Origin of the sequence: Alcanivorax sp., assembly GCF_019431375.1 — a bacterium.
GTDB lineage: Bacteria > Pseudomonadota > Gammaproteobacteria > Pseudomonadales > Alcanivoracaceae > Alcanivorax > Alcanivorax jadensis_A.
This window is the reverse complement of record NZ_CP080267.1, coordinates 420,387-440,917: the sequence shown is the minus strand read 5'-3', so window position 1 is coordinate 440,917 and position 20,531 is coordinate 420,387. Positions and strand designations below refer to the sequence as shown.

General features: G+C 58.4%; 20 protein-coding genes and 1 pseudogene. 8 read left to right on the top strand and 13 right to left on the bottom strand.

Annotation, left to right across the window (positions count from 1 at the left end):
* Positions 1-275 precede the first annotated feature (275 nt).
* Positions 276-1,931 carry an electron transfer flavoprotein-ubiquinone oxidoreductase gene (locus KZ772_RS01930; protein ID WP_290538210.1) on the top strand — a complete coding sequence of 552 codons (1,656 nt, stop codon included), beginning with the start codon at positions 276-278 and terminating at the stop codon, positions 1,929-1,931.
* A 202-nt stretch (positions 1,932-2,133) separates the two neighbouring features.
* Here the strand turns inward: KZ772_RS01930 and KZ772_RS01925 are convergent, their stop codons facing one another.
* Positions 2,134-2,337, bottom strand: coding sequence for a hypothetical protein (locus KZ772_RS01925; protein ID WP_290538209.1), 204 nt, complete (start codon positions 2,335-2,337; stop codon positions 2,134-2,136).
* A gap of 128 nt (positions 2,338-2,465) precedes the next feature.
* On the opposite strand from KZ772_RS01925, the gene KZ772_RS01920 reads away from it, so the two are divergent.
* The 4 genes and pseudogenes from KZ772_RS01920 to KZ772_RS01905 all read left to right on the top strand — a co-directional run.
* Positions 2,466-3,350, top strand: a complete 885-nt coding sequence (locus tag KZ772_RS01920) for a LysR substrate-binding domain-containing protein (RefSeq protein ID WP_290538208.1) — start codon at positions 2,466-2,468, stop codon at positions 3,348-3,350.
* A 125-nt stretch (positions 3,351-3,475) separates the two neighbouring features.
* Positions 3,476-3,745: a hypothetical protein gene (locus KZ772_RS01915; protein WP_290538207.1), complete on the top strand. Its 270-nt coding sequence runs from the start codon at positions 3,476-3,478 to the stop codon at positions 3,743-3,745.
* Complete coding sequence (locus tag KZ772_RS01910) at positions 3,742-3,837, top strand: hypothetical protein (protein ID WP_290538206.1); 96 nt, start codon at positions 3,742-3,744, stop codon at positions 3,835-3,837. Before KZ772_RS01915 ends, KZ772_RS01910 begins: the two co-directional genes overlap by 4 nt.
* 10 nt (positions 3,838-3,847) lie before the next feature.
* Positions 3,848-4,360: pseudogene (locus KZ772_RS01905) on the top strand (oxygenase MpaB family protein); the annotation flags it as partial.
* Positions 4,361-4,444: 84 nt separating this feature from the next.
* Here KZ772_RS01905 and KZ772_RS01900 read toward each other — a convergent pair.
* The 4 genes from KZ772_RS01900 to KZ772_RS01885 form a co-directional block, all read right to left on the bottom strand.
* The gene (locus KZ772_RS01900; protein ID WP_290538205.1) at positions 4,445-5,155 is read right to left on the bottom strand and encodes a 16S rRNA pseudouridine(516) synthase; all 711 of its coding nucleotides are present in this window, start codon (positions 5,153-5,155) and stop codon (positions 4,445-4,447) included.
* 71 nt (positions 5,156-5,226) lie between these two features.
* Positions 5,227-5,694 (bottom strand): DUF3465 domain-containing protein, encoded by a 468-nt coding sequence (locus tag KZ772_RS01895; RefSeq protein ID WP_290538204.1) that lies wholly within the window; start codon positions 5,692-5,694, stop codon positions 5,227-5,229.
* Between the two features lie 128 nt (positions 5,695-5,822).
* Positions 5,823-7,337, bottom strand: a complete 1,515-nt coding sequence (locus KZ772_RS01890) for an NAD(P)/FAD-dependent oxidoreductase (RefSeq protein ID WP_290538203.1) — start codon at positions 7,335-7,337, stop codon at positions 5,823-5,825.
* 13 nt (positions 7,338-7,350) lie between these two features.
* Positions 7,351-8,202, bottom strand: a complete 852-nt coding sequence (locus KZ772_RS01885; protein WP_290538202.1) for a metal-dependent hydrolase — start codon at positions 8,200-8,202, stop codon at positions 7,351-7,353.
* Positions 8,203-8,470: 268 nt separating this feature from the next.
* Here KZ772_RS01885 and KZ772_RS01880 point away from each other — a divergent pair, with 268 nt between their 5' ends.
* Complete coding sequence (locus tag KZ772_RS01880) at positions 8,471-8,686, top strand: hypothetical protein (protein WP_290538201.1); 216 nt, start codon at positions 8,471-8,473, stop codon at positions 8,684-8,686.
* Positions 8,687-8,817: 131 nt separating this feature from the next.
* On the opposite strand, the gene KZ772_RS01875 is transcribed toward KZ772_RS01880, so the two are convergent.
* From KZ772_RS01875 to KZ772_RS01855, 5 genes are all read right to left on the bottom strand, one after another.
* Positions 8,818-9,216, bottom strand: coding sequence for a hypothetical protein (locus KZ772_RS01875; protein WP_290538200.1), 399 nt, complete (start codon positions 9,214-9,216; stop codon positions 8,818-8,820).
* Positions 9,217-10,099: 883 nt separating this feature from the next.
* Positions 10,100-10,420 (bottom strand): hypothetical protein, encoded by a 321-nt coding sequence (locus KZ772_RS01870; RefSeq protein ID WP_290538199.1) that lies wholly within the window; start codon positions 10,418-10,420, stop codon positions 10,100-10,102.
* Between the two features lie 416 nt (positions 10,421-10,836).
* On the bottom strand, positions 10,837-11,154 hold the full coding sequence (locus KZ772_RS01865; protein ID WP_290538198.1) for a hypothetical protein: 318 nt from the start codon (positions 11,152-11,154) through the stop codon (positions 10,837-10,839).
* 664 nt (positions 11,155-11,818) lie between these two features.
* On the bottom strand, positions 11,819-13,351 hold the full coding sequence (locus KZ772_RS01860) for a bifunctional GNAT family N-acetyltransferase/carbon-nitrogen hydrolase family protein (protein WP_290538197.1): 1,533 nt from the start codon (positions 13,349-13,351) through the stop codon (positions 11,819-11,821).
* A gap of 52 nt (positions 13,352-13,403) precedes the next feature.
* Positions 13,404-13,778 carry a hypothetical protein gene (locus KZ772_RS01855; protein WP_290538196.1) on the bottom strand — a complete coding sequence of 125 codons (375 nt, stop codon included), beginning with the start codon at positions 13,776-13,778 and terminating at the stop codon, positions 13,404-13,406.
* Positions 13,779-13,811: 33 nt separating this feature from the next.
* On the opposite strand from KZ772_RS01855, the gene cobB reads away from it, so the two are divergent.
* Positions 13,812-14,522 carry a Sir2 family NAD+-dependent deacetylase gene (gene cobB / locus KZ772_RS01850; protein WP_290538195.1) on the top strand — a complete coding sequence of 237 codons (711 nt, stop codon included), beginning with the start codon at positions 13,812-13,814 and terminating at the stop codon, positions 14,520-14,522.
* 385 nt (positions 14,523-14,907) lie between these two features.
* A complete protein-coding gene (locus tag KZ772_RS01845; protein ID WP_290538194.1) occupies positions 14,908-15,981 on the top strand; it encodes a 3-deoxy-7-phosphoheptulonate synthase in 1,074 nt (357 codons plus the stop codon).
* 250 nt (positions 15,982-16,231) lie between these two features.
* On the opposite strand, the gene KZ772_RS01840 is transcribed toward KZ772_RS01845, so the two are convergent.
* The 3 genes from KZ772_RS01840 to KZ772_RS01830 all read right to left on the bottom strand — a co-directional run bounded on the left by KZ772_RS01840 (position 16,232) and on the right by KZ772_RS01830 (position 20,410).
* Positions 16,232-17,149: a hypothetical protein gene (locus KZ772_RS01840; RefSeq protein WP_290538193.1), complete on the bottom strand. Its 918-nt coding sequence runs from the start codon at positions 17,147-17,149 to the stop codon at positions 16,232-16,234.
* Complete coding sequence (locus KZ772_RS01835) at positions 17,089-19,215, bottom strand: hypothetical protein (protein ID WP_290538192.1); 2,127 nt, start codon at positions 19,213-19,215, stop codon at positions 17,089-17,091. The genes KZ772_RS01840 and KZ772_RS01835 overlap by 61 nt, the downstream gene beginning before the upstream one ends.
* Before the next feature lie 190 nt (positions 19,216-19,405).
* Entirely contained in the window at positions 19,406-20,410 is a 1,005-nt protein-coding gene (locus tag KZ772_RS01830) for an alpha/beta hydrolase (protein WP_290538191.1), read from the bottom strand.
* Positions 20,411-20,531 lie beyond the last annotated feature (121 nt).

Sequence of the window (20,531 nt, the reverse complement as noted above, 5' to 3'; positions counted from 1 at the left end):
CTTGTAAATCAACCAGCTAGCAAGGGATAATCCGAACACCTGTTTGAAATGGTTGCAGTGGCCGCCCCACCGGATCAACACCCGGTAACAATGCAGCGGGCGTTGCGGCCAACCCAGGCAGTGGTGCGGTTTGGCCTATCTCTATATACTCCGCGCCACCCCAAGGCTGGCCCCAGGTGGCTGCTGAGAAAGGTTTTTCTGTGGCAGAGTGTTTCAGAACCCCTTTCTCAGTGGCTTCAGGGCCAAACACGCAATCGATAGCGAGGAGACAGGCTGTGGAACGCGAATCTATGGAAGTCGATGTAGTCATCGTCGGCGCCGGTCCTTCCGGTCTGGCAACCGCCTGCCGTCTGGGCCAGATCGCCCAGGAAACTGGTCAGGAAATCAGTGTGGTCGTGGTAGAGAAAGGCTCCGAAGTCGGTGCTCATATTCTCTCCGGTGCCGTACTTGAGCCGCGCGCACTGAACGAGCTGTTCCCCAACTGGCAGGAAATGGGCGCTCCGGTGAACACCAAGGTCACCGGCGACGAGATCTACTACCTCACCGGCCCGGAAAAGGCACAGAAAGTGCCGAACCTGTTCGTACCCAAGACCATGCACAACGAAGGGAACTACATTATTTCCCTGGGTAACCTGTGCCGTTGGCTGGCAGAACAGGCCGAAGGTCTGGGCATTGAGGTCTTCCCCGGCTTTGCCGCCAGTGAAGTACTGTACAACGACGATGGTTCCGTAAAGGGCATCGCCACCGGCGATTCCGGCATCGGCCACGACGGCGAAAAGAAGCCCAGCTATACCCCCGGCATGGAGCTGCACGCCAAGTACACCATCTTCTCCGAAGGTTGCCGTGGTCACCTGGGCAAACAGCTGCAGGAAAAATTCAACCTGCGCGAAGGCACCGACCCGCAGCACTACGGTATCGGCATCAAGGAACTGTGGGACATCGACCCGGCCAAGCACCAGGAAGGCCTGGTAGTACACACCGCCGGCTGGCCGCTCACCGAGTCCGGCTCCCCGGGTGGTGCTTTCCTGTACCACATTGAAAACAACCAGGTTGCCCTGGGTCTGATCACCGATCTGGCCTACTCCAACCCGCATGTGTCTCCGTTCGACGAGATGCAGCGCTGGAAGACCAATCCGGAAATCAAGAAGCACCTGGAAGGCGGCAAGCGTGTGTCCTATGGCGCCCGTGCCATCTCCAAGGGTGGCCTGCAGTCCCTGCCGAAGATGACCTTCCCCGGTGGTCTGCTGGTGGGCTGTAACGCGGGTACCTTGAACTTCGCCAAGATCAAGGGCACCCACACCGCCATGAAGTCCGGCATGATTGCCGCAGAAATCCTGGCAGAAGCCCTGAAAGGCGGCCGCGGCAACGACGAGCTGACCGAGTACAAGGACGCCTTCGACAAGAGCTGGGTATACGAAGAACTGCACGCTCAACGCAACTTCGGTCCTGCCCAGCACAAGTTCGGCAACTTCATCGGTTCTGCGTTTGCCTTCGTGGACATCAACCTGTTCAACGGCAAGCTGCCGATCACCATGCGTGACACCACCCCGGATCATGCCACGCTGAAGCCTGCCGATCAGAGCAAGAAGATCGACTACCCGAAACCGGACGGCAAGATCACCTTCGCCAAGCTGGACAGCGTATTCCTGTCCAACACCAACCACGAAGAAGATCAGCCGTGCCACCTGACGCTGAAAGACCCGAACGTACCGCTTGAGGTGAACCTGCCCAAGTGGGACGAGCCGGCCCAGCGTTACTGCCCGGCGGGTGTGTACGAAGTGGTCGAGGACGAGAACACTGGCGACAAGCGTTTCCAGATCAACGCCCAGAACTGCGTGCACTGCAAGACCTGCGACATCAAGGACCCCACCCAGAACATCAACTGGGTGGCTCCGGAAGGCACCGGCGGCCCCAATTACCCGAACATGTAATTGACCGCACGGCTTCCGTGTTGCAAACAAAAAAGGCGCCTTCTCAGGCGCCTTTTTTGTGTCTGGTCAGTGGCCAGGAATCTGGAGCGTTCGCTTTGCAAGCAAAGCGCCAACGGTGAATCAGCTCATACCCGTTGGAGCCTTGTTCACAAGGCGAATCAGCCGTCTAGCTGTGCCTTCACATCCGCATCAGACGCAACGCTCAGACCGGTTTCCTTTGCAGCCGCTGGGCCATCCGGGCACGCTGCTGCGCGCGATTCTTGCGCAGGCGATACCAGGCCAGACGGATGCGGTAATCCAGGGCATCCATCAGTTCCAGTGGCGGCATGGCCGGCATGTGCAGATCCGGCTTGCGGGAGTGAATCCGCTTGGGGGCTTCCAGTGTTTGAGGGTCGTTGCGCTTCATGGTCTCCTCCCTGTTTGGGAACGTTATGGAGTGGCTGGGCTGTGATTGGCTCCATGATGCAATCGGGTTTACTATCAGTAAATCGAAAAGATCTTTACTCATCGTTCAATTTTTCTGAAAGGTGAATCATGCCTCCGGACAGCCCGCTTCAACCCCTTCTGGACACGGAAATCCTGCGCAGCTTCGTGGCTATCGCCGAAACGGAAAGCTTTACCCAGGCCGCCTCTGAAGTGTTCCGCACACCCTCTGCCCTGAGCATGCAGATCAAGCGGCTGGAGGAACAGGTGGGTCAACGGCTGTTCCTGCGCGAAGCTCGCCGGGTCAGCCTCACCGCCGAGGGCGAGGCCATGCTCGGCTATGCCCGGCGGCTGCTCAAGCTGAACCAGGAAGCCATCAGCCACTTCACCGCCCCGGAGCTGGAAGGCACCGTGCGGTTGGGCACCCCGGATGATATCGGCACCCGCATCCTGCCCCAGGTACTGACCCAGTTTTCCCGCTCCCATCCTGCGGTACAGGTAAATGTAATCGTCGGTCGCAGCGCCGACATGCTCAAGCAGCTGGATGCGGGCAAGCTGGATTTGATCATGGTCACCACGGGCAAACAGGGCCGCCCGGCACGAGGGGAAGTGGTACATAGCGAACCGCTGGTGTGGGCCGGCGCCCAGGGTGGCATCGCGGTCAGCCAGACACCCCTGCCCCTGGCGCTTGCCAGCCAGGGTTGCCCCTGGCGCAAGATGGCCCTGGAGGCCCTGGACCGCAGCGATCACCGCTACCGGGTGGCTTACACCAGTGAACATTGCGCCGGCCAGGAGGCGGCCATGCAGGCGGATCTGGCCATTGGCCCCTTCCCGCTCAGCCTGATCCAGCCTCCCCTGCAGCAACTGGGCGAGGAATATCAGCTGCCTGAACTGGGCGACTATCAGATCGCCATGCTCTACCGGGGAGAAGAAGGCTCGGCCACCCATGTACTGGCCGGCCATGTGCGGGCGGTTTTCCGGGCATTGCGGCTTTAAGGTCAGAAAACGCCACAATGATACAAATAATTAATTTTGTCTCATTGTTTGATGGCGCACACCTCGCTAGCATGAAATGAAACAGGCGTATGAACCACCACGCTGACTGCGAGGACAGAACAACAATGACAGCTCAAGCCAACCTGGAAAGCCGCCAGGCCCGACTGGAACACCACTGGCCCACTCCCCTCACCGCGAGGGAACTGGACCAGCAATTCCCCGGTATCTTCGATGGCGCCATGCTGTTGGCCGGTGGCGCCAACATCATCCTGCAACTGGCCTTGCCTGCGGTGGGGTATGGAGTGGCGGAAAGCCGGGTGGAAAGTGGCTCGAGATACTGCATCATCCGATCAAACGCTCACGCACCACCTTCACCTACCTGGCCGTCGCCATGATGGGCACCAGTGAAGAGAAGCTGGCCTACCGCAGGGCGGTAAATCGTTCCCATGCCCAGGTCCACTCCACCGAACACTCACCGGTGAAATAACGCCTTCGATGAAAACCTGCAGATGTGGGTTGCGGCCTGTCTCTACTGGGGCTTCGTGGACACCCACCAGAAACTCCATGGGCCAATGAGCCGGGAGGAGCAGGAAGCCTTTTACCAGTTGGCCCACCCGCTGGGCACTACCCTGCAAGTGCGGCAGGATACCTGGCCGAAAGACCTGGAGGCGTTTGACGCCTACTGGCAGGAGGGCCTGCAGAAGCTGCACATCGACGCGCGCATCCGCCAGTACCTGATGATGATCGCCGACCTGACATTCCTCAGCCGTCCAACCCGTTTTCTGCTGGGGCGTTTCAACCGGTTTGTCACCACCGGTTTCCTGCCGCCCGAAATCCGTGAGCAAATGCAGCTGGAATGGAATGACAAAAAGCAGCAGCGTTTTGAGCGCACCGTGCGCACCATCGGCCGCATCAGCCTCCTGCTGCCACGCGTCATCCGGCAGACACCTTACAACCTGGTGCTGTGGGATTTCCGCCGGCGCCTGAAGAAAGGCAAGTCGCTGGTTTGATACCACCGCTCCCCGTTGGAGCCTTGCTCGCAAGGCGAAGCGCTGGATCTGGACCCTTCGCTTTGCAAGCAAAGCTCCAACGACTTAATCCGAAAAGACAGCCAATTCCGACGCCGTAAGCTCACGCCATTCACCCGGTTTCAAGCTGTCATCCAGCACCAGGTTACCAATCGCCAGCCGATGCAGCGTCAGCACCTTGTTATCAAAGCGCCCGAACATGCGTTTGATCTGGTGATAACGCCCCTCGCACAGCCACACATCCGCCTCGAACGGGCTGCGGATTTTCAGCTCCGCCGGGCGAGTCACAATGCCCTCGTATTCAAACCACATACCTTCGGCAAACGCGGTCACATACTCTTCGGTTAACGGCTTTTCCAGCGTCACCCGATAATGCTTGCGCACCCGATTTTCCGGCCGACTCAGCTGCCGGGACCAGTCGCCATCGTTGGTCAACAGCACCAGGCCGGTGGAATTGAAATCCAGTCGCCCGGCCAGGTGCAGCCCCTCACGCTGATCATTCGGTAACAGATCCAGCACGGTGGGGTGATGATCATCACAGGTAGCGCTGACCACCGCGGCGGGCTTGTTGAGCATCAGATAACGAGGTCGGTTTGCCTGCAGAATCTCACCATCGCAAACCACCACATCGAACGGACCGATCCGCCGCTGCCGATCACGCTCCGCCTCGCCATTGACCTGCACACGCCCGGCAGCCAGCAACAGCCGTAGATTACTGCGGCTGATTTGCAGACGCTGACTGAGGAAACGATCAAGGCGGTGGTATCGGGAAGTCATGGCCGGATCATAGAGCGCGGCCCAGAGATTACAATCTCCAGCCAGCGGGCACTGGAAACTGCTTCGGCAGGTTACTGGAAGATCTTGCCATCATGTTTCAGCCAGCCATCCACATGACACCCTTGTGGATCATGGTGGGTCCAGTGGATCACCCCACCCCGCTCATTCCACTCGTACTCCCCGTAGAAACTGACACGATCACCTTCACGCAAGTCCGGAATCCGTGGCGCCAGATCGATGTTGTGAGCGATCAGAATGGTCTGGCCAGAGGCAAGCTCCAGAATGAATTTCTGGTGGCGACTGCCCTTATTGTCGTCCGGCAGCACCTTGACCACCCGACCGGCACCTTCCACCTGGACATCGCTTTGCCGGTTTTCATAGGCCGCCTGAATGCCCCTTTCACCGCCAACCGAGGCCGTTTCCGTCTGCGGGGTCTGCGCGGGAGCCTGGCTGACTGTACTGTCATCGCGCAGGTTATCCAGCCCGTACAGTGCCAGCACTGTCACGGCAGCAGCGATCATCGGGATCATTTTTTTCATCGACGTCTCTCTGACCGGTTTATTCCCCCCTTTTTTACCACAAGCCATCCGCAATGCCAGAACCGCCCTCCACAAAAAAGGGGCAGCCCACGCTGCCCCTCACTTTTTCCCATAGACTCAAGACACCCTCAGGCTTCCACCGTTGCCTCAGCATCCGCGGACACAAACTCATAATCCGTGGAACGCACGTTGCGGGTTTCCAGCCAGTAGCGCCAGGTAGAACCCGGCCACAGGGCGAAGTTCTTGCCATCGTCCTGTTGATACCAGCTGGTACAGCCAGACGTCCAGGTCGTGCCCTGCAGGCGGCGCTGCACCGTGGCATTGAACGCTTCTTGGGCTTTCGGTTTCACATCCAGATAATCCGCGCCTTCCTCACGCAGCAGCGCCATGCATTGCAGGATGTATTTCACCTGACACTCGATCATGAACAGAATGGAATTATGGCCCAGCCCCGTGTTTGGCCCCACCAGCATATACAGGTTCGGGTAGCCGCTGACGGTAACGCCGTAATGCGCTTCCGCAGACTTGGCCCAATCCTTGTGCAGGTCATGGCCCGGCAAACCGGTGAGCGGAAAGTCTTTCATATAGATACGCGGATCCACCACGAAGCCGGTGCCGAGAATGATGCAATCCGCCTCGTGTTCCACCCCGTCTTCCGTGACCACGCTGTTGGCTTTCACCTCACGGATCCCGGCGGTGACCAGCTCCACATTGTCGCGGTTGAACATGGGGTACCACTTGTTGGAAATCAGCACCCGCTTGCAGCCGAAGGTGTAGTCCGGCGTCAGCTTTTTCACCAGCGCCTTGTCTTTCACCTGCAGGCGGATGAACTGCTTGCACAGGGCACCCAGCAGCTGGGCGGCCTTGGGGCTGGAGGCCGGGGCCACCCGGGATTCATTGCTCCAGTACAGTCTGGCCCGATGCAGTTTGCGTAGCGCCGGGAAGCGTTTGAACAGCCGCTGCTGGATTCCCCAATAGCCTCGCTCATCCCGGGGAATCACCCAGGCCGCGCTGCGCTGGAACACGGACAATTTTTTCACCTTGGGGGCGATTTCCGGGCAGTACTGAATGGCGCTGCCGCCGGTGCCGATGGACACCACCTTCTTGCCCACCAAGTCATAACCATGATCCCACTCGGCGGAATGCATCACCTTGCCCTTGAAGCGCTTGAGCCCCTTGATGTTGGGCACATTCGGCACATGCAACGGGCCGGAGGCCAGCACAAAGTGGCGGCAATCGATGGTCATGCCTGCGGCGGTGCGTATCGTCCAACGCCCGGTGCTCTCATCGAAGTGGGCTTCGTTCACTTCCTGGTTGAACTGGATAAAGGGCCGCAGCTGGTACTGCTCCACGGTGTCGAGAATGTAGTTCTCGATTTCGTCCCGGGGCGCATAGCGCTTGCTCCAGTCCGCCTTGCCGGCAAACGAGAAGGAATACAGGTGCGACTGCACATCGCAGGCCGCCCCCGGATAGCCGTTGAAGTACCAGGCGCCCCCGACCTCAGATGCCTTCTCCAGGATCACAAAATCCTCGTTGCCCGCTTCACGCAACTTGATCGCCATGCACAGCCCACCGAAACCGGCGCCCACGATGGCCACATCCACGGAAATCGTCTTTGCTGAAATCTTCGCTTTACTGGTCATGTCCCTGTTCTCCTCAGGCGGCTTTCAGCCGGTTCACATCAAAGGCCGCCACTTCGTCCATCAGTGCCTCGGCCTGGTCCAGGAATTCCCGGTTGTCATGCATCCAGGGATGAAAGCCGGGGCGGAAGAAATCCAGCCAGTCCGGCATTGCCCGGCGCAGCACACCCGGGCGCCCCACCACCAGGTTGGCCACCTTCCACCAGCCCTTGAGGTTCAGCAGGCCGCCGCCCTTTGCCACCATCACCGTGTAGAACGGCACGTACAGGCTCCAGAACAGCGCATTGGCCAACAGGAACGCCCCCACTCGCAGGCCATAGGCCTGGATGCCCTTGCCCACCACCTGCTCGAAGGCATCGAAACACACCGCCTTGTGCTCGGTTTCCTCAATGGCATGCCAGCGCCAGATCGCCGAGTAATGCGGGTCCACCCCCTCCATCAATTCGGTATTGCGCAGCAGCATGTCCCCCAGCACGGCGGTCAGGTGCTCCAGTGCCACCGTGGCGGCCAGCTGTACGGAACGCGGTGCCTTCTTCACCAGCTCCAGCAACCGCACTACCACCGCATCCATGGCCTCGATGGGCATCCCTTCCGCCTGCAGTGCCTCGTTGTATTCTTCATGCTCGCGAGTATGGAAGCCTTCCTGACCGATAAAGGCCGAGACCTGTTCCTTCAGGTGCGGGTCAGTGATTTCCTGACGATAGTTGCGCACGCTCTGGATAAAGAAGCGCTCCCCCGCCGGGAAGAAAATCGACAGGGTGTTGTAGAACTGGGAGATATGCAGCCCGCCCGGATTCCAGCTCAGTGCCTTGCCGGCGGGCAGCCCGAATTTGAGATTCCGGCGCACCGGATCAACCTGAATTGTCATTGTCATGCCCCTTAACAGATCGGATTGATCGGATGCTAGGGCCATGAGGATGACAGGCTCAATAGTTACATTAAGCAATGTTATGGTTTGTTGATGTGGGTCAACTTGGGCGGACAGAAGAATACAAAGAAGGAAATACCGTTTACCTTAAGACCGGACAAATACTGCATACGTCACCCCAATCAGACCGCATACCCGCAGCGTATTGACCCTTCGCTCCCAGGCTGAGATTGTCTAGGCCACACCAAACCTTCAGGAAAACAACAACATGCGTTTGATTGGATTACTACTGGCCCTGCTCGCTGTGGGCTGGCTGGTCATGACTCAACTGAAAAGCACACCGACCCCAACCGTCGACAGTGCCGGCACCACCGTCAAGGCACCTCGAAATGCGGAAGAGCTGAAGGCCTTCGAAGACCAGGTGAATCGTTTGTCGGATCAGCAGAACGCCAAGACCCGTGAAGCGTTGGAGCAGATCCAGTAGACCCCGCATTACGGCTTAAAAAACAGGGTGGTGATCCGGATGGCGCTCCCTGTAGGAGCGCCTCTTGAGGCGCGAACAGACGAGCCCTATAACAACGTCTGCATCCGATAAAACGCTAACCCTGAACCCGGTCAGCCGTTGGACCGTTGCGAAAGGAACACCCAGCCAAAGAACAGCATGAAGGCCAGATCGTTCAGCCCGTAGATGCTGTAGAACACCCCGGCAAACAGATCCTGCTCATACACCGCACCAAGACTATGGTTCGACATCCACAGCCCCCACACCACCACATACACCAGCTTCTCGATGGCAAAGGCCGCCGCCAGCCAGCGGATATTGCCCTGGATAAACGCCGCCCCCAGATAGGCCAGCCCCCACACCATGATCATCAACAGCCCGAAGTTGGACATGACCACCGGATCGGCCTGATTGATGGCGTCATTGGTGAAGGCACGGGAGAAAAGCAGCACGCCGCCGATATTCATCAAGGCGGCGGCGATAAAACCGTTTCTGATCAGGTTTGTGTTCACTTTCTCTCCTCAGAATTTAAGGCACGGGGCAATACCTGACCCTCGTGGCTGATTACAACGGGACCAGCATAAGGCTATCACCATTGCAAACGCCCTCGTCACGAAAATATGTTTGGGACACAAACTCAACGTAGGGCGTTCTTGATTTCACCAAGCGTACGATAAATCCATCAAACTGCCGCCCAGGGAACCGATCAAAAATAATTCGAGCGTGCCACCAGCGGAGAGGCCCCCTTTCAGCCTCTTTATCTGTCAGATGTCTGGGCTCTCCTAAACGATCAATCAATTGGTTTAGATTCGCGACTGAGATATTTAAGGTTCCTCTAACGAGCTGCTCATCCGTAATTTCACATCGGGCTTGGTGAACGTTCCCAGGAATTCGGCTGGCTTGAGCGCTTCCTTTATCACTGACGATGCCTTTTATCATAAGTCGCAGGTCCATTGACTTGCCTGACTAACGCCTCAAACACCGGCTTGGTGAAGTTGGCGGCTTTTTTGGGACAAAAAAGGTGACAGCTTTACCATGTCCGAGTGCTTTGACTTGTTATACATTTTCATCTTACTGGTCCATGAAGTCTTGCCACTCGTTGTTGTGATAAGACTCTGAGTTCGCGAGTATGCAGAATACGCCGCCCGCATCATCAGAACCTTTTGATACGAGGCTTACGCAATGATGTGTATCTCCATCATCAAGTGACAACCTGACCTCTAAATCTTGATTCTCAAAGCTCTCTAGCTCTTTGATTAGCTGCCGTATCGTTTTTCCGCGAGATACCCACTCTGGAACTGGATGTTTCAATTTTGTCACCGTGTATAACGCCCGGCGCAGCGGACCAGTTGTAGCGAGGCACGAGCGGAAACTGGGTCCGACTGCCGTCGCTTGTTATGCATTTTTTCCAATCCCAGAACCTGGCTCACCTAAAAACTCGAAGGAGCCGCCTTTGTTACGCAACCAATAGATAAGCTCTGCCTCCATGGTTTTCATGGAGAGATCTAATGCCTGGAATGAATCGATGCCTACTGAACCAAAAATATGCTCGTAACTTTCCGACCCTACACGATAAGGACAAATATAAGCGTCTTCATCAAATTTATAGGGCTTCCCAACCTGAATCAGAGCGACTTCCCTATCGCCAGAGCTGGAAATATACACCAACTCCCTTTGGGCAATGATGTCTCTTACTTCCGTTATCTTGGGCATCATCGCCTGCTCTCCCTATGCATAACGGTGCGAGCAGCGGCGCGTATTTTGCGTCCGCTGCCTTGCCTGGTTAGGTTGGCGACACGCCATTGCCAGCTACTGGCACGATGTGAGCCTGCGAACCCAACCTGAATTTATGGCACCTGCAAGAACGCAGACTTTGCAGCTACCGCCAACCTGGCATGTGGCAACCCACAACGAACGGGAAAGCCCTGCCACAACCACTTTACTCAACAATGGCACCAGGAACGAAGCTGCCGGATATGTAAGCCGGCACGGAACCTGATGCTGGACTGCCTGCTACTGGCTGTGAATTTCAAACCGCTCCGCCCTCAATAAATAGGAAAAGGCAGAGCAACCTAACGCCAAGCGCAGCGGCGCGAGGTACGAGCGTCCGGCCCCGCAGGGGCGAACTGCCGCTACTTGTTATGTGATTTTACCTTGCCCACCAAAAACAATACTGCTAAGTAGGCAAGAGTCATGTTGAATGCAAAACCAACAGCCATAAATGCTGACGTGACCAAATGGCGTGGAGCCTCACCGATGTATTCTTGAAGCTCTATTTGAAAACCAAAAACGGCAGAAGACCATGGCCATGATAGCAACAGCATAGCGAAGCCTGGAATGTTTGCACTTGTATGCCAGTGCCACCCCATTGCCCTCCATAAGAACCAAGCCCCATAGTAGCTGGCGCAAACGAAAGCACAAATTATGAAGACCCACTTTGCTTTACTCATTCACACACATAACGCTGCGAGCAGCGGCGCGCATTTTGCGTCCGCTGCCTTGCCTGGTTAAGTGGCGACACACCAACACCACTACTGGCACGATGTGAGCCTGCGAACCAGACTGAATTTATGGCACCCGCAAGAACGCAGACTTTGCAGCTACCCCCAACCTTGATTGTGGCCGCCTACAACAAACGGGAAAGGCGAGCCACAACCACCTTACCCAACAATGGCACCAGGAACGAAGCTGCCGAATATGTGGCCCGGCACGGAACCTGATGCTGCGGCGCCAACTACTGGCACCGATTTATGACTTGGCTCCGCCTTTCGATGAATAGAAAAAGGCAGAGCCATTTAACAGGTATTAGGAAGCCCGCTCGAATATCCAATGAACGCGCCGGCTTCCTATCTCATTTATTAAATTTATATACCGACCGATAAAAGCAGAAATCTCAACGGGTTACAACGGCACCCTTTTCGGACGGCTGTGATATGAGGAAGGCGTCGTTTCGGGATAAGCGCCGGGCATAAGGTTCTCTTCTACCCGTTTGGGGACAGCAGTCTACGAGAGTACGCTTTTGACGGGGTGTTCGCGCCTCAAGAGGCGCTCCTACAAATACATCTCAGCTACAGAGGTAACAGGCAGGGCCGAACGGCCCTGCCCTGACGGGGTTCAGCCCTTATTCTTCCAATCCAGGCTATACAGATCGTGGCGACGATCGCGCAGGTTGGTTACCGACCCTTCCCGGTGCAGCAGCTTCAGTTTTTCCAGGTCCACATCCGCAAACATCAGCATTTCGGTATTGGGGACCGATTCGCTGATGATGGCATCGTGGGGGAAGTAGAAGTCGCTGGGGGAAAACACCGAGGACTGGGCGTACTGGATGTCCACGGCGTCGACCCGTGGCAGGTTGCCCACGGAGCCGGCGATGGCCACGTAGCATTCGTTTTCAATGGCACGGGCCTGGGCGCAGTGGCGTACGCGCAGGTAGCCGTTTTTGGTGTCGGTCCAGAACGGTACGAAGAGGATATCCATCTTTTCGTCCGCCAGGATCCGGCCCAGCTCCGGGAATTCCACGTCGTAGCAGATCAGAATGCCCACCCGGCCCGCGTCGGTATCGAATACCTGCAACTTGTCACCGCCCTGGATGACCCAGTCGCGCCGTTCGTGGGGGGTGATGTGGATCTTGTACTGGGCTTCCACGGAGCCGTCGCGGCGCATCAGGTAGGCCACGTTGTAGACTTTTTCGTTTTCGATAACGGGCATGGAGCCGCCAACGATGTTGATGTTGTAGCTCACCGCCATGTCGGCCAGGGCATCACGCACTTCGTCGGTGAAGCTGGCCAGGAAGCGCACCGCTTCCACGGAGTTCAGTTCCGGGCGCAAGCCCATGAGGGGGGCGCTGAAGAATTCCGGCAGTACGGCGAAATCGGCCCGGTAATCGGACAACGCATCGATGAAGAATTCCACCTGGTTGAGCAGATCCTGCACGTCGCGGGCGGCACGCATGCGGCGCTGCACCACGCCCACGCGCACCACGGTACGGCGCGGCCATTCGGCACTGTCGTCTTCCGGTTCGTAGAGGATGTTGTCCCATTCCAGCAGGGTGGCGTAGCCGTGGGAGTCTTCGTCTTCCGGCAGGTAGGCCTTCATCAGACGTTTCACGTCGAAGCCATTGGACAGCTGGAACGACAGGATAGGATCGTAGATGGCGCGGGCTTCCACCTGCTCGATGTATTCGGTGACCTTCATCTGGTCGGCATAATTGGTATAGCCGGGCAGCCGGCCACCGGCCAGGATGGCACGCAGGTTTTCCTCGCGGCACAGCTCCTTGCGCGCCTCATAAAGGCGACGGCCCAGGCGGTAGCCGCGGTATTCCTTGTCCACGAACACATCCAACCCGTACAGCGCATCGCCGTTCTTGTCGTGGGACTGCACCTTGTCGTCGGTGATCAGGTCTTCGTAGCGGTGCGGATTGGAGAAGCGGTCGTATTTCACCTTGATGGTCAGCGCGGTGGCTACCAGCTCGCCGTTGTCCTCGATCACCAACTGCCCGTCCGGGAAGATACGGATCAGGGTCTTGATGGTGTCTTCCGGCCAGGCGCCGCCGATGTCGTGGTAGACCTGGTTCATGAGCAGCGCCAGCGCGGGGTAATCCTCTTCGGTGAGGGTGCGCAGACGCAGGCGAGTGGTTTCTTCTGCCATAACAGAACAGCTCCTTCAGTAGCCGACGCCGGGATCACCGGTGCCGGGCAAATTATGCATTGAGTGGCGGAAAGGGAATCAGCCAGCTCATGTCCCGATTCTGCAACGCATGCATGCCGCTGGGATAGAGCGCCACGCCGTCCGGGCGGATAAAAATCACGCCACCGCCGTTAAGACCTACATAGCCGGATTGATGCTCACGGACAAAGCCGCAGTTGTCCTGCCAGTCTGGCTGCAGGGAGGGTGGAATGGTTTCGTAGCCGATGACACCATTGGCCAGGGGGTCGTCGATGGCCACGCGGTCCCGGTACAGGCCTATGGCATCCTCCCCCACCAGCAGTACCATGCCCTGGTGAAAATGCAGCAGTGTGACATTGCCGCGCCGGGGCAAGTTGAGATTTTCCTGTTGGTCGATAATGGTATCCATGGAACAAATAATCCTGACTAATCGGACGGATAAATGGCTGAAAACATTGTAATACTTACCGGCGCGGGAATCTCGGCGGAATCCGGTATCAAGACGTTCCGGGCGGCAGACGGGCTGTGGGAGAACCACCGTGTGGAGGATGTGGCCACGCCAGAGGCGTTTCTGCGCGATGCCACCCTGGTGCAGAACTTCTACAACAAGCGCCGTGAACAGCTGCTCAGCGCCGCCATCAAGCCCAATGCGGCCCACCAGGCGCTGGCGAAGCTGGAACAGGCCTTTCCCGCCGGCCAGGTGCTGCTGGTGACCCAGAACATCGACAACCTGCACGAACGGGCCGGCAGTCGCAACCTGATCCACATGCACGGCGAACTGCTCAAGGGCCGCTGCCAGGCGTCAGGGGGCCTGGTGGAAGTCACCAGTGAGCTGACCCCGACCCTGCCCTGCCCGCTCTGCGGCGCCAAGGGCTGCTTGCGCCCCCATGTGGTGTGGTTCGGCGAAATGCCCCTGGAGATGGAGCGTATCTACCAGGCCCTGGCGCGCTGCGACCGCTTTATCAGCATCGGCACCAGCGGCAATGTGTACCCGGCAGCGGGCTTTGTGGAAGAAGCCAACCGGCACGGAGCGCATACCGTGGAACTGAATTTGGAGCCTTCCCAGCGGTTGACTGCCTTTGCCGAGCACCGGCATGGCCTGGCCACGGAGCTGGTGCCGGCGTATGTGGAAGAGCTGATTGAGGGATTATAGCTGCTAGCTGCTAGCTGCTAGCTGCTAGCTGCTAGCTGCTAGCTACTAGCTACTAGCTACTAGCTACTAGCTTCTAGCTTCTAGCTTCTAGCTGCGAGGAGAAACCGTTTGTCGATAACCTGCCAGGTATGCGGATTCGGCCGGAACGCGGGCACTGACTATTCGTACCCCAAGACTACCTCGCGCCTAGTAGCTAGCAGCTCGTAGCTAATAGCTGGCCTTTCCTTCATTACCCCACCCTATCGCACAGACAGGCCCCTTGATATTTCTATAACCGCCTGTTTCCGCTAGACTGCTTCACCTCTACAAAAGGAGTGTCAGCCAGAGCCGCCCGCCATAGAACGGGGCCCGGGGCCTCCAGCAACGACAGGTAGTAAAGACCATCATGACCGATAAACAGGTAGACGATCTCAATATCGCCTCGCAGGAACTGCTGATCACCCCCAATGCGCTGAAGGAAGAGCTGCCGCTTTCCGACAATGCCCGCCAGACCGTGATCGAAGGCCGCGAGACGATTCGCAATATTCTCGACCGCAAGGACCACCGTCTGTTTGTGGTGATTGGCCCCTGCTCTATCCATGACACCAAGGCGGCCATGGAGTATGCGCAGAAGTTGAAGGCGCTAGCCGAGGAAGTGAAGGACACCATCTACCTGGTGTTGCGCGTCTACTTTGAAAAGCCCCGTACCACCGTGGGCTGGAAGGGGCTGATCAATGACCCCTACATGAACGACTCCTTCAAGGTGCAGGACGGCCTGCACATTGCCCGCAAGCTGCTGCTGGATGTGGCTGAACTGGGCCTGCCCTCTGCCACCGAGGCGCTGGACCCGACCACCCCGCAGTACCTGCAGGACCTGATTTCCTGGAACGCCATCGGCGCCCGCACCACCGAAAGCCAGACCCACCGGGAAATGTCCTCCGGTCTGTCCAGCCCGGTGGGCTTCAAAAACGGCACCGACGGCAGCCTGGATGTGGCAGTGAACGCCATGTTGAGCGTGAAACACCCGCATCGCTTCCTGGGTATCGACCCGGAAGGCCGGGTGGCGCTGACCACCACCAAGGGCAACCAGTACGGCCATGTGGTACTGCGTGGCGGCGGCGGCAAGCCCAACTATGATTCCGTGTCCGTGGCGCTGGCTGAGCAAGCGCTGGAGAAAGCCGGTGTGTCCACCAACATCATGGTGGATTGCTCCCACTCCAACTCCAACAAGGACCCGAGCCTGCAGCCGCTGGTGATGGAAAATATTGCCAACCAGATTCTCGAAGGTAACCAGTCCATCGTCGGTCTGATGGTGGAATCGCACCTGAAATACGGTAACCAGAAGCTCCCGGAGAATCTGGAAGACCTGGAATACGGTGTGTCCATCACCGATGGCTGTATCGCCTGGGACACCACCGAGAAAGCCATTCGCGAGATGGCCGACAAGCTGCGCGACGTGCTGCCCAAGCGCAACAGTTGATCGCTGGCTGATACGAAAAAGCCGCCTTGATGGCGGCTTTTTTGTGTCCGGCTTTTTTCTGTAGGAGCGCCTCTCGAGGCGCGAAGAAGTAAAGTGTCGAGGTACGAGTCACGAGGAGCGAAAAGCTTTTCGAAACTCGAACCTCGTTACTCGCTTCTAACGTCTTTCGCGCCTCGAGAGGCGCTCCTACAGGGAGCAATCCATAAAAAAGCCCGGCGCGAAGGCCGGGCTTTTTTGAAGGATCAACCGATCAGAGCAGACCGCCCAGTCCCAGCAGGTCCAGAATCGGACCCAGGATGGGATCAAGGATGTCACTCAACGGATTATCCTGGTCTGCCAGGGCAAGCAACTGGTCTGTGGTCAGAATTTCTTCCAGACCCAGGTTATCCAGTTGGCCACCGCCCAGCAGTTCATCCAGCACAGCGGTCAGCACCGTCAGCTCTGCCAGGCCGTTGCCAGACAGATCGCTGCCTTCCAGCAGTGCGGTCAGCGTAGCCGGATCCAGAGAATCCAGACCGATGCTCGGATCATCAGACTGCTGCAGCAGACAACCCAGGCCCAGTGTCAGGGACACATTGCCGGTATCGTTGTCGCCGCTGAGCAGCGGACATTCCGGGAACAGACCCAGATCACTGGTGTTGAGCAGCTCGATGTTATCCAGCCCTTCGATAAAGCAGCCGGCCGGATCAACAGTGCCGTCAGCGGATTCCGCCGGGCACAGCTGTTCGGTCAGCGGGTTGGATTCCATCAACGGTCCCAGCAGGTCTTCCAACTCACCGAAATCGCCACCCGCTTCCTGCAGGCAATCGAAGGCAGTGGTGGGACCGACTTCACCGGCAGCGGTATCCGGGCAGAACTGCTCCAGTACCGGAGACAGCGGGTTACCATCACCGCCCGGTGCACCACCGGCCAGGGCTTCCATGAAGCAGGCTGCCGGATCCACGGTGCCATCTGCAGACTCTTCCGGGCAAACCTGTTCGGTCAGCGGGTTAGAGCCAGTCAGGAGGTCTTCCACGTCACCAAAGTTGCCACCCGCCTCGGACAGGCAGTCAACAGGGGTGGTCGGGCCCAGCGGCTGCTCGGCGGTAGCCGGACAGAACTGCTCCATCACCGGCGCGAACGGGTTGCCATCGCCACCCGGCAGGCCACCGCTTCCAGCGGCTTCCATGAAGCAAGCTGCGGGGTCAACGGTGTGCCGTCCGCAGACTCTTCCGGACAGAAAGCCTCGGTCAGCGGATTGGAGCCTGTCAGCAGGTCTTCCACGTCACCAAAGCTGCCACCGGCTTCTGTCAGGCAGTCAACCGGTGTGGTCGGACCCAGCGGTTGCTCGGCGGTTTCCGGGCAGAACTGACCCATGATCGGCGCGAACGGGTTGCCATCGCCACCCGGCAGGCCACCGCTTCCAGCGGCTTCCATGAAGCAAGCTGCGGGATCAACGGTGCCGTCCGCAGACTCTTCCGGACAGAAGGCCTCGGTCAGCGGGTTGGAGCCGGTCAGCAGGTCCTGGATGTCGCCGAAGTTACCACCGGCCTCGGTCAGGCAGTCGACCGGGGTGGTCGGGCCCAGCGGTTGCTCGGCGGTATCCGGGCAGAACTGGCCCATCACCGGCGCGAACGGGTTGCCATCACCACCGGGCAATTCACCACCGCTTTGCAGGGCTTCCATGAAGCAGGCTGCCGGATCAACGGTACCGTCGGCAGACTCTTCCGGGCAGAAGGCCTCGGTCAGCGGGTTGGAACCAGTCAGCAGATCCTGAATGTCGCCAAAGCTGCCACCGGCTTCGGTCAGGCAGTCGATGGGTGTGGTCGGACCAAGCGGAGCTACAGCAGTATCCGGGCAGAATTGCTCCATCACAGGTGCAAACGGATTACCGTCGCCACCCGGCAAGCCGCCAGCGGAGGTTGCTTCCATGAAGCAGGCAGCCGGATCGACTGTGCCATCCGCACTCTCTTCCGGGCAGAAGGCCTCGGTCAGCGGGTTGGAACCGGTCAGCAGATCCTGCACGTCGCCAAAGCTGCTGCCAGCTTCAGTCAGGCAATCGACGGGAGTCGTCGGACCCAGGGGCTGCTCGGCGGTTTCCGGACAGAACTGATCCATGATCGGCGCCAGCGGGTTACCTTCGCCACCGGGCAGGCCACCCGGGAAACCTTCAGCCGCTTCGGTGAAGCAGGCCGCAGGATCAATCGGCGGATTGGCAGCTGCGTTCGGGCAGAGGTTGTCGGTCAGCGGGTTGGAACCCAGCAGCAGGTCCTGAACGTCCTGGAAGTTGCCACCGGCTTCGGTCAGGCAGTCGATGGGGGTAGTCGGACCCAGATCTGCCATGGCGGTTTCCGGGCAGAACTGCTCAAGGGCGGGTGCGAACGGGTTGCTTCCACCCCCACCACCGCCGCCACCGGGAATACCGCCGCCCAGCAGAGCTTCGGCAAAGCATTGGGGCGGATCAATCCGGCCATCCTGAGAATCTTCCGGACATACCTGCTCGGTAAAGCTATTGCTTTCCGTCAGCAGGTTGTAGACGTCCATGTAGGCACGGCTGGCTTCGTTCAAACAGTTGATGGGCGTTTCCGGGCCCAGCTCCTGTTCACCGGTTTCCGGGCACAGCTGGGCGAACAGCTGGTCAGCGCCAGGCATCTCGCCGCCACCGCCACCGGGCAAGCCGCCCTGGCTGGCTGCTTCAGCAAAGCAGCTGGCAGGATCGAAATCATCACTTGCTGCTTCCTCCGGACACAGGGCTTCGGTCAGCGGGTTAGACCCACCGATCATATCGCCGATGTTCTGGAAGTTCGCTGCGGCTTCCTGCAAGCAGGCAGCCGGGAAGGTGGCAGAACCATCAAAGGAACTGTCGGTATCGTAAACGAAGTCCTGTTCGAGCATTTCCCCCTGGAACGTCAGGGTGGCATCAAATGCCTGTGACGCTTCCGGGCAGAACTGCTGTACCACCGGATTCAGTGACAACGTATAACCGGTATCTTCCTCGGCACCGTCTTCGCTTTCACCAAAACAGGTGGCCGGGTCGATGGAACCGCCTTCTCCTGCCTCGCCGGACGCGCCGGGACACAAGGCATCGGTAAGCTCGTTCTGATCGTCGATTATCTCTGCGATTTCCGGAGGCAGGGCACGGGCTGCCGGGCCGGAGTCGGCTGGCGCCGAGCTGCCGCCGCCTCCACCGCCACAGGCCGTCAGCAGAGCCGCAAGGGCGCTACTGCCTACCAGAAGTTTGAGTTGATTAGCCAAGATGAACCCCTCCATCGTACTTTGTCGTCGTTATGGCCTCCGAACGGAGACTGGCATTAGCGACTATGGAAGGGATGTGCAATGTGCTGTAGAGCAAGGAAGTTGGTGGACTGTAAGCAAGCGTAGCCATCGTTACGGTAGCGTTTCTGAACCCAGATCAGGGCTACCTTTAATAACAATTTAACAATTTCTACGGTGAATCCTGCTCGCCAACCACCCTCGCCCGGGCACGGACATGGCTGTCACGATCCCGGTCACTGAGATGGCCATGGACAAAGGCTCCGATTTCCTGAAGAGCCTGGCCCGCCTCGGGGAGCCAGGCAGCCAGGGCATGGAACACATGGGGCATACGGTCCCAGACCTGCAGCTGGCAATCCACGCCAGCCTGTTCGGCCTGCCTGGCAATGCGCACCGCATCACTGTAGAGCAACTCGGTGCTGCCAACCTGCACCAGCAACGGTGGCAAACCGGTGAAGTCGGCGAACACCGGTGACAACATGGGAGACGCCGCATCGTAACCACGGCTGTAGGACGCAGAAACGAAGTTAAGCGCACCAAGCGGAATCAATGGTTCCTTGTCCGCATTGTCGCGGATGCTGTCACCGGAACAGGTCAAGTCACCCCACGGGCTGATCAGCACGGCCGATGAGGGCATCGGCAATTTCAGTTCCCGCAGTCGCAACAGGGTCACCAGCGCCAGGTTACCGCCGGCAGAATCCCCGGCGAAGACGATATGCTCACTGCTGTAACCAAGATCCAGTAAAGCCTTGTAGGCCCGCACCGCATCTTCCAGCGGCGCCGGGTATGCCCAGTCAGGTGGTTGCCGATAATCCAGTGCCAGAACCTTGGCACGACAGTAATGGCTAAGCCGCCAGGTGACGGCGCGATGGGAACGGGGGGAACCGAAAAAATAAGCGCCGCCATGGAAGTACAACACCACCCGGTTGCTGCGCACGCGCCTGCCGGTAATCAGCCATTCCCCAGGCACCCCACCCATATGGGCGCGAGAAATATGCACGTCGGAAGGCACCGGCAACGCCAGGGTGACTGCATCGAAACCCAGCTGGGAAAACTTCATGAAACGGCGGGAAAATTTCAGCCGGCTGATTACCGGCTTCACCATGCCCTTGGCCACCGCATTGATGGCCCTGCCCTGCCAGCTTAGTGCTGGATAATGTTTCTTGTTGTTCTTCATGGCTCGCGCCGCATCGAAACCGTTGCTTCGAGACTAAGCGCTGATCGGGGTACGGGCAAGGTGACAGGAAGCCGGGGAAAGACAGTGGCGAGTTACGAGGATCGAGTTGCGAAAAGCGAAA